Raw genomic sequence first — 13,136 nt, 5'->3', positions numbered from 1 at the left:
AAGTCCGCTTTCAGCAGCCCGCTTTTCAGTAACCTTGCTCTGCAGGCTTGTGCTCGGTTGTGTAGCGGTAGAAGTCCGCTAGTTGGAGTTCGCCGGCAGCTGCCTCGTCGACTATGACGGTCACGTGTGGATGCAGCTGCAGCACCGACGCCGGGCAGAATGCCGAGACCGGACCTTCGACCGCGGCCCGGACGGCGGGCGCTTTGCGGGCGCCGTCCGCGATCAGGACGAGATGCCTTGCATCCCTGATGGTTCCGAGCCCTTGCGTGATCACATGATGCGGTACGTCGGCTGGGTCTGCGAAGAACCGTGCATTGTCGGCGCGGGTCCTCTCGGTCAAGGTCTTCACTCGGGTGCGCGATGCAAGCGAGGAGGAGGGCTCGTTGAAACCGATGTGTCCGTTCAGGCCGATGCCGAGGATCTGCACGTCGATGGGACCGTTTTCGGCGATGGCAGCGTCGTAACGCCGGGCCGCGTCACTGGGATCCGCGGCCCCGCCGTCGGGGCTGAACACTCGCGCATTGTCGATGTCGAGGTGATCCACGAGTTCCGTGCGGATGGTGTGCGCGTAGGACTGCGGCTGATCGGACGTGAGACCTACATACTCGTCGAGAAGATACGCGCTCATCGCCGCGAACGACACTCCCGATTCTCGATGCCTCTTGATCAGCTCTCGATACGTGTGCAGCGGTGACGATCCGGTCGCGAGGCCGAGCGTCCGCGCTCCGTTTTCGATTGCGCCGCAAACGATATCGGCAGCGATTCGCCCGCCGTCCTCCGGACTGGGAACTATGACGATTTCCATTCAGACTTCCTCACTGCTCTTGCCGGCTCCGACGATGGCCTCACGTACCGAACCCGAAGCGCGGTCCAACAGTTCGGTTGCTTCGGCGAAGTCGCATTCGGCCAACAACATGACGACCGCTGCCTTCACATGACCATCGGCATTGTCGATGGTCTCCGCAGCGATCTCGGTATCGACTCCGGTGGCTGCCGCGACGATCCGGTTCGCACGATCGACAAGCTTGGCATTGGTCGGCCGAAGATCGACCATCAGATTGTGGAATGCCTTCCCGGAGCGAACCATACTCGCCGTGGAGAGCATGTTGCACACCATCTTCTGCGCAGTTCCGGCCTTGAGCCTCGTCGATCCGGTGAGGATTTCGGGGCCGGTCTCCACTTCGATGGCCACGCCGGCGTGAGAACTCATTGCCGCGTTCCGGTTGCACGAGACTGCCACTGTTGCAGCGCCGAGTTCGCGGGCGTGATCGAGTCCCCCGATGACGTAGGGGGTACGACCGCTGGCAGCCAGACCCACCACGACGTCGTTGGCGTTCAACGAGATTGCGTCGAGATCGACCCCAGCCGCTCGCGGATCGTCCTCTGCCCCCTCGACGGCGTTCAGAAACGCTCCAGGGCCACCGGCGATGATGCCGATCACCTCGCCCGGATCGGTCCCGAACGTCGGAGGGCATTCCACCGCGTCGAGAACTCCCAGACGCCCACTTGTCCCCGCTCCCAGGTAGATCAGTCGACCACCTTGTGCTCGGGCCGCGACGATCAAGTCGACTGCGGCTTCGATGGTGGGTAGTACCGCTGCCACCGCGCCGGCCACGATTGCGTCCTGTTGATTCATCACCGTCAGCAGACCCGACACCGACATGACATCGAGATCGCGGGTCAGAGGGTTGGGTCTCTCGGTGGAGAGCATTTCCAATTGCATTGTGGCGAGTCCTCCTCGATCGATATTCATTACGACGACTCCTCGTCAGTACTCACAGCGACGACTCCTCGTCAGTACTCACAGCGACGACTCCTCGTCAGTACTCACAGCGACGACTCCTCGTCAGTGCCGCTTCGAAGCAATGGCATCATGGCTTCGTTGCAGAGCAGAGAGTGCGCTGGGCAGCGAGTGCGCCACCATCGCAAAAATTGTGTCGACTACCAACAGCTGACCGGTGCGGCTTGCCATCGCAGCCGATCGGAAACCGAATTCTCTACCGGCAGTGAGCAGAACGTGATGTGACTGCACGGCGAGCGTCGATCGTGCCCCTCCGGTGATCGCAGCCGTCGACGCCCCGGTTCGACGGGCAAGGGCAAGTGGTTCCACGACATCCGAAGTCTCACCCGAATGTGAGATCCCCACTGCGATGTCGTCCGGTCCGAGCAAGCTGGCGCTGACCATGGCCGCGTCTCGGTCGAGATGAACCCGGCAGTTGACGTCGATGCGAGAGAGCTTCAACGTGAGGTCTTGCGCGACGATGCCAGAGGCGCCGATGCCGTAGACCTCGACGCGGCGGGCGGATCGAATCCGGGACACAACTTCTTCGAGCGCAGCAGGATCTGTCAATTGCGCCGTGCCCTTGAGTTGTTCGGATTCGAACTCGGCGAGCTTGGCCATCACCTCACCGGCCGAGTCGGCAGCAACGATGTCCACACCGAGCGGGATCGTGTTCTCTGTACCGGACCCGCTGATCGCCGCCAGCGCGAGACGAAGCTGTGGATAACCCTCGAAACCGAGTCGTTTGGCTGTGCGGACCACTGTCGCCGTGCTTGTCGACGCTCGTTCGGCGAGGTCGTTGACCGTCAGGGTGGAGGCCAGACTGGGGTCGGCTTCGATGATTTCGGCGATCCGCAGCTCGGCAGGCGAGAGGCTACTCAGTGATGCACGAATACGAGCAAGCAGGTCGACGGACGCCGGAGCACTCCGGTCCAAAGTCATAACGCCTCGATTCGCATCGTTTTCGGAGCTGACGGCACCGATGTGATTCTAGGCAGCCCACGGCTTCCTGGCGTCAGAGATCCGAGCACACTGGCGTGACGCGCACCGGTGCACGAAGCGATGCTTCCAGGCAATCCGTGTGCGGTGAGATAGCCGAGAACCGCGAAAGCCAATGCTTCCTTGATGTCGGAAGTGACGCCGAGCTCGTCCGAAGGGACAAGCGCGATGTCGCCCAGTTCGTCACGGAGCATCGCCATCAACGTCGGGTTCTTGGTGCCACCGCCTGACACCACCACTTCGGTAGCCGCCAGCGCTTTGACGGAATCGGCGACGGTCCGGGCGGTCAGTGCAGTCAGTGTCGCGACGATGTCGGCCAGAGACAAGGATTCGTAGCCCCGCAGTGCGGCGAGTAGGTAGTCCCGATGGAACAATTCCTTGCCTGTGCTCTTGGGAGCGGGCTGCGCGTAATACGGTTCGCTCAGTAGTTGTGCGAGCAGATCGACGTTCGGTGTGCCGGCTGCGCCCAGAGCACCTCCGAGATCGAACCACTGCTCCCCCGCGGTGAATTCGCTGACCGCAGCGTCGATCAGCGCATTTGCGGGGCCGGTGTCGAAGGCAATCGGTACTGCGGCACCATCTGCCGTCGATGTCGGGACGCCTCCCGGAGCAGTGACGTTCGCGATGCCACCGAGATTGAGCGCGACGGAACCCGAAGTTCTTCCGTTGAGCCACAATACGTCGAATGCGCTGACCAGTGGTGCGCCCTGACCACCCGTCGCCACGTCGCGAGAGCGCAGGTCCGACACGACCGTGCATCCGGTCTTCTCGGCTATCCAGGCCGGCTGCCCGAGCTGGAGAGTGCCTTTTACTTGCGCTCCTTCGACCCAGTGGAACATCGTCTGACCATGTGAGGAGATCAATTCCGCACTGCCACCGCACAGTTCCTCGTTCGCCCGCGCAGCGACGGCCGCAAATGCCTGTCCGATCTCGGTGTCGAGTTGGCAGATCTGACCGACAGTGGTGGACGCCGGCGGTACCGCAGCCGCCACCGCAGCCCGCAACTCACCGGAATACGGTTCGCTGACCATGCCCAGTGGGGTGAGCACAAGAGTGTCCCCGTCGATCCGGATGTCTGCTGCGGCAGCATCGATAGCGTCGTACGAAGTACCGGACATCAGGCCGATGACTCTCATGAAATATCCCTTACTCGGATCGTTTCGGCATTCGGAAAAGCTGCGGTCAGTCGACGAGTGCCCGCTTGTGGGCATTTCCTCGCAAGGTACTCAAGGCGATCGCACTGACGGCGCACGTTGCCATCACGAAGTAGGCCGGAATATCGAGATTGGACGTTTCCTTGATCAGCCACGTGATGATCAAACCGGCGCAGCCCGAAAAGACCGCGTTGGACAGGGAGTATGCGAGTCCCAATCCGGTGTACCGAACCGAGGTGGGGAACATCTCGGAGAGCATGGCGGGTCCGGGTCCGGCAACAAGTCCCACTGCGGCGCCGGCGGCAAACACTGCAAATCCCTTGGCTGTCAAAGACGTCTGCTCGTTCTGCAGGACGTTGAGCAGCGGCAGAGCCAAGACCAGAATTATCACGGTGCCGGTGAGCATGACCGCGCGTCGTCCGATGCGATCGCTGAGTCCGCCCGCGATCGGAATGGTCACCGCGAAGCCCGCATTGGCGAGCACGGAAGCAACAAGTGCCTGATGGAAAGTCGCGTTGAGTGAACTCTGAAGATAAGTCGGCATCACGACGAGGAACGTGTAACCGGCAGCAGACCACCCCATCAACCGCCCGATTCCGAGCAGAATCGCCTTGGCTGTCTCTCCGACAGTCGGCTGCACTACAGGCGCCGCTTCATCAGCTGTCGGTTCGGACTGGACTGATCGAGCACGCTCGAACGACGGCGTTTCTTCGAGGCGGAGCCTGAGCCACAGAGCAACCAGACCCATCGGAAGTGCAAGGAGGAACGGAATGCGCCAGCCCCAGTCACCGAGCTGTCCCGGGTCGAGGACAGTGGCGAGGAGTGCTGCGATCCCCGCACCGGCGAGCAGTCCGAGTGCGACGGTGAACGACTGCCACGAGCCGTACAGCCCACGTCGTCCGGGCGGAGCGAACTCGGTCATCACCGACACTGCACCGCCGAACTCACCACCGGCCGACAATCCCTGCAGAATTCGAAGGACCGTCAGGAGAAGCGGTGCCAGAATTCCGACGCTCTCGTAGGTGGGGAGCACACCGATCAGGGTCGTCGCAGCCGACATCAGCAGAAGAACGATCACCAGGGTGGGACGTCGGCCGATGCGGTCACCGAGTCGACCGAACAGCGCGGCCCCCACTGGGCGGAAGAAAAACGCCAACGCAAACGACGCGTAGGTCTTGATCAGGCTTTCGAGGTCGCCGGAGCCGTCGGCGCTGAAGAAGTTCGACGCGATGATCGTCGCGAAGAACCCGTACACACCGAACTCGTACCACTCGATGAAATTTCCGACGGAGCCGGCGACGAGCGCCCTGCGCCGTTTGAGCTGCGCACCATCGTTCCGTGTCTGCACTGTGATGCCCATGCCGTCCTCCGTTGACGAAACCCGAATATGCAACAAAGTTTCATCTGAACGGAGTCGAAATGTCAAGAAGTTTCACGATTGGATTTTTACTACGCCCCGAAGCCTTATGCTCCCGCGAACGTGAATGCCTCCGCCCGTTCGAACTGGTCAGTGGAGTCACCGGAATAGACGGTGCTCTCGTTCGGTCCGAGTCCGAGCTTTCGGACGGGTGTCCCTTCCGCGAGATCCATCGACGCCACGTCCACCCAGAAGGTATTGGGCGTCATCGCCGACTCGAAGAAATAGAGCGTGCGTTTGTGATCGACGACGGTGCGCCAACGGGTCGATGAAATGTTGGGCTCATCGGGAGTCGAAATCCCCAGGGGCACCGACACATTCCGAATAACACTGAAGGTGGATGCCAACGCCGCCCGCGGATCGTCCGTCTGCGGTATCGCATCGACATAGAACGACGCCCGAGCGAATCTGTCAGCGGCACGGTTTGTTCCGGGCAGCATGACGGTCCCGTTGATCTGCTTCCAGTACTCGTTGACGGCGAGTTGCTGATCGAAGATCGGCGAATTGGTCATCACCTGGTACTCACGGCTGTGATGAATCGTCGGGCGTCCACCGACGTACTCGATGATCGCGCTGTCTCCCCCGGCGTCCGAGAGCGACATGTGCAGCGTTGCGAGGCGGTCTTCGCCGGGAACGGCAGCGGTCACTACCGTGAACGGTTCCGACGCGAGTACTTCGACCGCTTCCTGAACTGTCGCAAAGCGATCCAGGACGTATTGCGCCCACGCCGCGATCGACAATCCCGGGGTCGAACCGTCATACGTCGGGTACTCGGACTCGACCAACCACAAGAGATTGGCAGACAGTCCAGCCTCGTTGACCCCGTCGGTCGTGCACATGTCGTAGGCCGTCGCGACAACACTTCCGTATTTCGACGTCCACTGTATCGAGTTCGGACCTGCGCAGCCCCCTCTGGTCATGCCGCGCGGGAAAGCCCAGAGGTTTGTTCCGAGGTCGACCTTCCAATCCATCGATCGAGCAGTGATCACAGTGTCGTTGGGCCCCAAGTAGACCAAGCGTGTACACATCGAAAACTATCCCTTCGTTACGGCGTGACGATATTGAAACTGGGATCGAAGGTATCGAGCAACCCTCCCAGCGTCTCGAGCGCTGATTCGTCTCCGTCGAGCGAAATCTTCCCGGCCTTGGCCAGTTCGGCGGCCGCGCCCGGTTGCAGAAGCGCTCCCACGAGTGCCGCTTTCGGGCCCGAGACCGTCAGTTGTGTGTTCGGTGACGCACCCTTACGTGCATTGAGGACACCGCGCTTGACCCACGCAGTCCATGCCTCGTCGCCGCGATCGGTGAACACGAAATCGATCCGCAGTTCCGCGTCGGTGGCCTTGTCGCCGATGAGATGTATTGCAACGAAGTCGAAGAGGATGTCGATGGGCATCGCGAGGACACTGTCCTGACTTGCCGTGACGTACGGGGCAGGCTGGGCGCCCTCGCGTAGTTCCAATGCGGCCGAGAGATAGATCCCACGCCACTGCGGCCCCTCGGCTTGATAACCCATCTGCTCGTAGACGTCGGCTTGCAGATTCCTCGCTTCGGTGTTCTCCGGTTGCGCGAACACCAACTTGTGCAGGATCTCTGCCGCCCATCGGTAGTCCGCGGCGTCGAATGCGCGCTTGCCCTCGTCCAGGATCTTCTGCGCGCCAAGGAGATCGACGAACCTCTTCGCCGATTCGACCGGCGGATGCGGATGAAGCGACACCGGATCGCCGTCCCACATTCCCAGTTCCTTGGTGTACACGGCGCGAACGTCGTGGTGCAAAGTGCCGTGATATCCGCGGTTGTACCACTTGCGCCCGAGTTCGTCCGGTAGTTCGATCACCTCGGCAGCTTCGAGCGGCGTGTACCCCTTGTTCGCGAGACGGAGTGCCTGGTCGTGAATGTACTTGTAAGTGTCCCTTTGCGATTCGATGAACGGCACCAGGTTCTCGTTACCCCACACCGGCCACGTGTGCGGTCCGTAGTGAACAGTCGCGTCGTCTCCCCACCGTTCGAGAGTCTCGTCCAGATACCGCGCGAAGTTCCGAGCGTCGCGAGTGCGCGCACCTCTTAAGGTCTGGATGTTGTGGAGCGAATGATTGGCGTTCTCCGCACAGGTCAGCGCGGCGAGTTCGGGGATCCAGATGTGCATTTCCTCCGGGGCCTCGGTATCCGGCGCGTAGAGGAACTCGAATTCCAGACCGGCTATCTCACGCTTCGTTCCGGTCTCCGTGATGCTGTCAGTGGGGGAAATATACGAGACAAGTGGACCTTTCGTGCTGATCGTGCCGATGCCGCAGGTAACCATCCCTTTGGCATCGAGATCGAGCAATCCACCGAAGGCGTAGAAGGACCGTCTCGCCATGGCATTTCCGGCGACGACGTTTTCCCCGATCGCGAACTTGTCGAACGACGCGATCGTGCCCGGTGCGATGATCGGAACTCGCCCGGACGTCACGTCGTCCAGATCGACGATCCCTTTGACTCCGCCGTAGTGGTCGATGTGGGTGTGCGTGTAGATGATCGCCGAAACTGGCTTGTCGCTGACGTGCTCACGAATCATCTTCATACCCTGGCGCGCCGATTCGACCCCCGCCATACAGTCGATGACGATCAGTCCCTCGCCACCTTCGACAACCGTCAAATTTGCCAGGTCGTTGTTCCGTACCTGGTAAAGGCGATCCGTCACCTGATACAGACCACCTCGGCGCATCAGTTGTCCTTGACGCCACAGGCTCGGATTGACTGTCTCCGGCGCGGCAACATCGTCACCGAGGTATGCCATCGCATCGGGATCGAAGACCGTATGCCCGTCATCGGCGACAACCTTGCCCGGCAACGGAGCGATCAATCCTCGATCCGCGTCGGCAAAATCCTGCCGGTCGTCCATGGCATACCGTGCGACTGCCTCGCGATTCGCCGTGACTGTGGCCGGTGTTGCGTCCTTAGGTGTCTGGCACATGGCACTCCCCGCTCGGATACGACGATCTGATACCCCATCATCTGTATCGGTTGGGCACGCGCTTGGAATCACCCGCGCAGGGTGAAGCTCGCACGAACACGCGAGGTGATCAGCCGGGGAGTTCCTCGGAATTCCGAGATGCGAGTGCAATCACCAGGACCGCGATCCCACATCCGGCAACCAGGATCCATCCCGACCTCGATGCCTGCGCGACATCCACCGATGCACTGCCGCCGATAATGCCACCGGCCAGCGCAACACCGAGAGCAGCACCGAATTGGCGTGCACTGGAGGTTATTCCACCAGCAAGCCCCGCCTGCGATCTCGGCAACCCGTTGACGGCGGTGTTGGTGATCGGGGCATTCGAGAACCCGAATCCGATACCGAGGAACAGGTAAGCGGCCAAGAGCATCGGAATCGCCGTATTGTTGTCGAGCGAGACCAGGCACAGCCCACCGAGTGTCGTGAAGCTACCAGCAATGAGAAGCGGCCGCCGCGGGCCGAAGCGTCCGACGAGTATTCCGGACAACGGCGCGCAGACCGTTGCCGCAACAGCCATCGGAAGGGTGATCGCGCCGGCCAGTGCCGGACTCATTCCGCGGGAGTGCTGCAAGTAGAACGTGCCGAGCAGTAGCGTCGCGTTCAACGCTACGAACACCACGACAGCGCCGACCACAGCCGACGAGAACGTTCTGCGACGAAAGAGCGCCAGATCCATCAGCGGCTCGCGCTTGCGTGATTCGACGCGGATGAATGCGGCCAACGCTGCAGCAACAACGACATACCCTGCCGTCGCCGCGGCAGAGAACCATCCGATTCGCGGACCCTCGATCAGAAGGGCAACCGCCCCGCCGACAAGAATCACCAGTAGCAACTGACCGGGAAGATCGAGTCGTCGCGACTGCTGCGCTCGGGACTCCGGAACAAACACAGCAGTCAAGACGAGCACGGCCAAGATCACCGGCACGTTGATCCAGAAAACCGATCGCCAGCCGAAACTTTCGATGAGCACGCCGCCGACGATCGGCCCTGCCGCCATACTCAGGCCGAAGACCGCGGCCCACACCCCGATTGCCTTGGCCCGCTCCTTCGGGTCGGTCATCACGTTGACGACGATCGCCAAGGCAACCGGACTGAGCATCGACCCGCCGACGCCTTGGACGATCCGCGCCGCGATCAACATCTCGACGGACGGAGCGAGCGCGCAGGCAATCGACGCCACCCCGAAAACCACCAGACCGATCTGAAAGACTCGTCTCCTGCCGAAACGATCGGCCACTGCTCCGGACGAGATCAGCAAGCTCGCCAGGACGAGTGTGTATGCGTTGACGACCCATTCCAGACCACGGGTTCCCACGCGAAATCCCTCACCGATCGTCGGCAGGGCCACGTTGACGATGGTGGTGTCCAACCCGACGACGAACAGGCTCGTGCAGCAGATCGCCAGGATGCCCCATCGCCGCCGTGCATCAAGTCCGATCACTTGCGGTTCGATCCCGCTCGAAGGTTTCATGGTCGGACTCCATCTCTCGAAGTGCTCTGCCGTACTCGACTGTCGAAAGGATCGTTGCTCTCCAGCGTCCGAAGTCGGTAAGAATTTTGCGGAAACTGCAAAGATGGACGGCATGGATGCTGAATTCGAGCAGTTGATCACCGATATCGGACCGAGACTGCGCACGCTCCGACGCGATCGCGGATTGACCCTCGAGGGCCTGTCCGAAGCCACCGGCATCTCTGTCAGCGCACTCTCACGCCTCGAATCGGGGAAGCGTCGTCCCACCCTCGATCTGCTGTTGCCGCTTGCCCGAGCGCACCGGGTCGCGCTGGACCAACTCGTCGGCGCCCCCGCTACGGGCGATCCTCGGGTCCATCTCACCCCGAGCCGACGCAAGAACGGCAGTGCCGTCGTTCCGTTGACGCGCTATCCCGGCCGCGTGCAGGTCTTCAAGCAGGTGATCGGTCCGCGTCCACCGAAGCTGGTCACCCACGCCGGCTACGAATGGCTCTACGTCCTCGCCGGGGATCTGCGTCTCATCCTGGGGGCGAACGAGGTTCTCTTACACCCCGGGGAAGTCGCGGAGTTCGACACTGCCGAGCCCCACTGGTTCGGGCCTGCCGATGAACAGGTGGTGGAAATCTTGCATCTTTTCGGCCCGCAAGGCGAGAAGGCACATGTGCGCACGAAGGCAAAAACTACTACTGCACAAGACCTGGTTCCCGAAAGTTAGTTCACTGCATGCGTTTTCAATCGGTTCGACAGTGTGTGAGCGTGCTCGAGGAGCAGCGTTCCCAACTCGGCATGACGCGCGGGCCGGAAGCGTGTTTCCACTCCGGTCAGGCTCAGCGCCCAGGCCGGGCGACCGTTGCGATCGAACACCGCGGCACCCATCCCCCAGCTTCCCTCGACGATGAGGGCTGGATTGACCGCGTACCCGGTGACACGCGTCGACTCGATTCGCTCACGGATTGATGCCTCACTGTGGATCTCACCCCATTCCGATTCCAGATTCACTCGGGCGAAATAGTCGTCGACATCCCGCGTCGGTAGATGGCTCAAGATGGCAAGCCCCGCCGACGCGACCCCCAACGGGAATCGCTTCCCCTCGTGCAGCACGTGAGATCGCAGTGGAAAACTGCCTTCCTGACTCAGGATGCAGACGGTCTCGTCACCTCGGCGTGCCGACAGGAAGGCGCTCTCCCCCGTGACCCGGGCAAGTTCGTCGACGACGTCGCGGGCCCGGTCGGTGATGTCGTACCGATTTCCGGCCGCCGCCCCCAGGAGGTACAACTCTGGGCCGAGAGACCACCGACCGGTTCGTGCGTCACGGTCGACCAGTCCTTCGGCAGCCAGGGACGTGAGCAGTCGGTGCGCAGTGGGCCGAGCGAGGCCGGTGACCTTGCCCAATTCCGTGGTGGAAGTGCCCGTTGGTTCGGACGCGCCGAGGGCTCGCAGAAGTGCAGCCACCCGCGCGACCATGGCCGGCGATTGCCCGTGAGTTGGCATGCAGCCATCCTAGCGTCCATTCAATGAACGAAATTCCTTCAGACGATCAGTAGTCGATCAGTTCTCGGTTGATGTTCGAGATTCCTTGAACCTGTGAACTGGAGATAGTTCACTGGATATCGAAGTGAGTGAGTGTCTACTCAATGAACGCTTGGCAGGGAGAGAACATGACAGCAAAGGTGTACGAGTCCGCAGCGGAGGCGGTCGCCGACATCGTCGACGGCGCAACGCTGGCTGTCGGCGGATTCGGCTTGTGCGGCATCCCCGACGTGTTGATCGACGCGATCGCAGCTACGAGTGCAACCGAGCTCGAGGTGTTCTCCAACAACTGCGGCGTCGACGATCACGGTCTCGGAATCTTGCTGAGCGCCGGCCGTATCCGACGAGTGACCGCGTCGTACGTCGGTGAGAACAAGGAGTTCGCCCGGCAGTACCTGGCCGGCGAACTCGAAGTGGAACTGACGCCGCAGGGAACGCTCGCTGAGCGTCTGCGCGCCGGCGGAACCGGAATCCCGGCATTCTTCACACCGGCCGGAGTGGGTAGCCCCATCTCCGACGGCGGAATGCCGTGGCGCTACGACGCCGACGGCTCGATCGCTATTGCATCGCCTCCGAAGGAGACTCGCGTCTTCGGAACCAAGCGTTACGTGATGGAAGAGGCGATCAACGCCGACTACGCACTCGTGCACGCCGTTCTCGGAGACACCGACGGCAACCTCGTGTTCGACAAGACCGCGATGAACTTCAACCCGCTCGCCGCGATGGCGGGACGGGTCACCATCGCGCAGGTGGAACGTCTGGTCGAGCCCGGTGAAATCGACCCGGCATCGGTGCACCTGCCCGGAGTCTTCGTGCAGAGAATTGTGCACACCGGCCCTCAGAACAAGCGAATCGAAAAGCGAACCGTCAGCGCTTCGGAAGGAACCTCACGATGACCGCACCAGTGACAGTGACGGGTTGGACGCGCCAGCAGATGGCAGCGCGGGCGGCTGCAGAGATGATCGACGGGGAGTACGTCAATCTCGGAATCGGCCTTCCCACACTGATTCCCGGATACCTGGGCTCGGACGTTCGTGTGGTCCTGCACTCGGAGAACGGAATTCTCGGCACCGGACCGTATCCCACCGAGGACAACGTCGATCCTGACCTCATCAACGCCGGCAAAGAGACCGTGACCGTCAACCCCGGTGCAGCATATTTTGATTCGGCCCTCTCGTTCGGGATGATCCGCGGCGGCCACATCGACACCGCAGTCCTCGGCGGTATGCAGGTGTCGAAGACGGGTGACCTCGCAAACTGGATGGTCCCCGGCAAGATGGTCAAGGGCATGGGCGGCGCAATGGACCTGGTCCACGGTGCCCGGCGTGTCATCGTCGTCATGGAGCACAACGACCGCGACGGCAACCCCAAGATCGTCGACGCGTGCACCCTGCCCCTGACCGGCCAGGGCGTGGTGAATCGGATCATCACCAACCTCGCCGTCATCGACGTGAGCGACGAAGGCCCACTCGTCCTGCGTGAACTCGCCCCCGATGTCAGCGTCGAAGACGTAGTCGCCGCAACCGGCACCGAACTGAAAGTTGAACTGGCATGACCGACACGACCACTGTGATTGTCGCGGGAGCTCGTACCCCGATGGGTCGACTCCTCGGATCGTTGAAAGACCTCTCCGGGTCCGACCTCGGCGGCATCGCCATCAAGGGCGCCCTCGACAAGTCCGGAGTCGCACCCGAGCAGGTCGACTACGTCATCATGGGACAGGTCCTCACCGCCGGCGCCGGCCAGATGCCCGCCCGCCAAGCCGCCGTCGCCGCCGGCATCCCCATGAA

At 61.8% G+C, this 13,136-nt stretch carries 12 protein-coding genes and 1 pseudogene; 4 read left to right on the top strand and 9 right to left on the bottom strand.

Annotated elements, in window-relative coordinates; all coding sequences use genetic code 11:
• Positions 1-25 precede the first annotated feature (25 nt).
• From nagB to ABH939_RS18850, 8 genes are all read right to left on the bottom strand, one after another.
• Positions 26-805: a glucosamine-6-phosphate deaminase gene (gene nagB / locus ABH939_RS18885; protein WP_404649948.1), complete on the bottom strand. Its 780-nt coding sequence runs from the start codon at positions 803-805 to the stop codon at positions 26-28.
• Entirely contained in the window at positions 806-1,723 is a 918-nt protein-coding gene (gene murQ, locus ABH939_RS18880) for an N-acetylmuramic acid 6-phosphate etherase (protein WP_338927949.1), read from the bottom strand.
• A gap of 123 nt (positions 1,724-1,846) precedes the next feature.
• Positions 1,847-2,722 (bottom strand): MurR/RpiR family transcriptional regulator, encoded by an 876-nt coding sequence (locus ABH939_RS18875; RefSeq protein ID WP_003941452.1) that lies wholly within the window; start codon positions 2,720-2,722, stop codon positions 1,847-1,849.
• Positions 2,719-3,915: an anhydro-N-acetylmuramic acid kinase gene (locus ABH939_RS18870; RefSeq protein WP_064075788.1), complete on the bottom strand. Its 1,197-nt coding sequence runs from the start codon at positions 3,913-3,915 to the stop codon at positions 2,719-2,721. Before ABH939_RS18870 ends, ABH939_RS18875 begins: the two co-directional genes overlap by 4 nt.
• Before the next feature lie 46 nt (positions 3,916-3,961).
• Positions 3,962-5,293 (bottom strand): MFS transporter, encoded by a 1,332-nt coding sequence (locus tag ABH939_RS18865; protein WP_338927692.1) that lies wholly within the window; start codon positions 5,291-5,293, stop codon positions 3,962-3,964.
• 104 nt (positions 5,294-5,397) lie between these two features.
• Positions 5,398-6,378 (bottom strand): linear amide C-N hydrolase, encoded by a 981-nt coding sequence (locus ABH939_RS18860; RefSeq protein ID WP_081557465.1) that lies wholly within the window; start codon positions 6,376-6,378, stop codon positions 5,398-5,400.
• A gap of 17 nt (positions 6,379-6,395) precedes the next feature.
• Complete coding sequence (locus ABH939_RS18855; protein ID WP_063314908.1) at positions 6,396-8,303, bottom strand: alkyl/aryl-sulfatase; 1,908 nt, start codon at positions 8,301-8,303, stop codon at positions 6,396-6,398.
• A gap of 109 nt (positions 8,304-8,412) precedes the next feature.
• On the bottom strand, positions 8,413-9,816 hold the full coding sequence (locus tag ABH939_RS18850) for an MFS transporter (protein WP_404649945.1): 1,404 nt from the start codon (positions 9,814-9,816) through the stop codon (positions 8,413-8,415).
• A 112-nt stretch (positions 9,817-9,928) separates the two neighbouring features.
• Here ABH939_RS18850 and ABH939_RS18845 point away from each other — a divergent pair, with 112 nt between their 5' ends.
• Positions 9,929-10,531 carry a helix-turn-helix domain-containing protein gene (locus ABH939_RS18845; RefSeq protein ID WP_064075792.1) on the top strand — a complete coding sequence of 201 codons (603 nt, stop codon included), beginning with the start codon at positions 9,929-9,931 and terminating at the stop codon, positions 10,529-10,531.
• Here the strand turns inward: ABH939_RS18845 and ABH939_RS18840 are convergent.
• Positions 10,528-11,307 carry an IclR family transcriptional regulator gene (locus ABH939_RS18840; RefSeq protein ID WP_165639149.1) on the bottom strand — a complete coding sequence of 260 codons (780 nt, stop codon included), beginning with the start codon at positions 11,305-11,307 and terminating at the stop codon, positions 10,528-10,530. The two genes, ABH939_RS18845 and ABH939_RS18840, sit on opposite strands and share 4 nt — an antisense overlap.
• A gap of 167 nt (positions 11,308-11,474) precedes the next feature.
• On the opposite strand from ABH939_RS18840, the gene ABH939_RS18835 reads away from it, so the two are divergent.
• The 3 genes and pseudogenes from ABH939_RS18835 to ABH939_RS18825 form a co-directional block, all read left to right on the top strand.
• The gene (locus tag ABH939_RS18835) at positions 11,475-12,242 is read left to right on the top strand and encodes a CoA transferase subunit A (RefSeq protein ID WP_172827097.1); all 768 of its coding nucleotides are present in this window, start codon (positions 11,475-11,477) and stop codon (positions 12,240-12,242) included.
• Positions 12,239-12,901 (top strand): 3-oxoacid CoA-transferase subunit B, encoded by a 663-nt coding sequence (locus ABH939_RS18830; protein WP_020906493.1) that lies wholly within the window; start codon positions 12,239-12,241, stop codon positions 12,899-12,901. Before ABH939_RS18835 ends, ABH939_RS18830 begins: the two co-directional genes overlap by 4 nt.
• Positions 12,898-13,136 (top strand): annotated as a pseudogene (locus ABH939_RS18825) (acetyl-CoA C-acyltransferase); the annotation flags it as partial. The gene ABH939_RS18830 and the pseudogene ABH939_RS18825, both read left to right, overlap by 4 nt.

The organism is Rhodococcus sp. 27YEA6 (assembly GCF_044908235.1).
GTDB classification, from domain to species: Bacteria; Actinomycetota; Actinomycetes; order Mycobacteriales; family Mycobacteriaceae; genus Rhodococcus_F; species Rhodococcus_F qingshengii.
The sequence above is the reverse complement of the archived record's forward strand: the minus strand, read 5'-3'. Positions and strand labels throughout refer to the sequence as shown.

Bases quoted from the DNA above. Each gene is read 5' to 3' on its own strand.
- nagB (WP_404649948.1), bottom strand. From the start codon at position 805: ATGGAAATCGTCATAGTTCCCAGTCCGGAGGACGGCGGGCGAATCGCT.
- murQ (WP_338927949.1), bottom strand. From the start codon at position 1,723: ATGCAATTGGAAATGCTCTCCACCGAGAGACCCAACCCTCTGACCCGC.
- ABH939_RS18875 (WP_003941452.1), bottom strand. From the start codon at position 2,722: ATGACTTTGGACCGGAGTGCTCCGGCGTCCGTCGACCTGCTTGCTCGT.
- ABH939_RS18870 (WP_064075788.1), bottom strand. From the start codon at position 3,915: ATGAGAGTCATCGGCCTGATGTCCGGTACTTCGTACGACGCTATCGAT.
- ABH939_RS18865 (WP_338927692.1), bottom strand. From the start codon at position 5,293: ATGGGCATCACAGTGCAGACACGGAACGATGGTGCGCAGCTCAAACGG.
- ABH939_RS18860 (WP_081557465.1), bottom strand. From the start codon at position 6,378: ATGTGTACACGCTTGGTCTACTTGGGGCCCAACGACACTGTGATCACT.
- ABH939_RS18855 (WP_063314908.1), bottom strand. From the start codon at position 8,303: ATGTGCCAGACACCTAAGGACGCAACACCGGCCACAGTCACGGCGAAT.
- ABH939_RS18850 (WP_404649945.1), bottom strand. From the start codon at position 9,816: ATGAAACCTTCGAGCGGGATCGAACCGCAAGTGATCGGACTTGATGCA.
- ABH939_RS18845 (WP_064075792.1), top strand. From the start codon at position 9,929: ATGGATGCTGAATTCGAGCAGTTGATCACCGATATCGGACCGAGACTG.
- ABH939_RS18840 (WP_165639149.1), bottom strand. From the start codon at position 11,307: ATGCCAACTCACGGGCAATCGCCGGCCATGGTCGCGCGGGTGGCTGCA.
- ABH939_RS18835 (WP_172827097.1), top strand. From the start codon at position 11,475: ATGACAGCAAAGGTGTACGAGTCCGCAGCGGAGGCGGTCGCCGACATC.
- ABH939_RS18830 (WP_020906493.1), top strand. From the start codon at position 12,239: ATGACCGCACCAGTGACAGTGACGGGTTGGACGCGCCAGCAGATGGCA.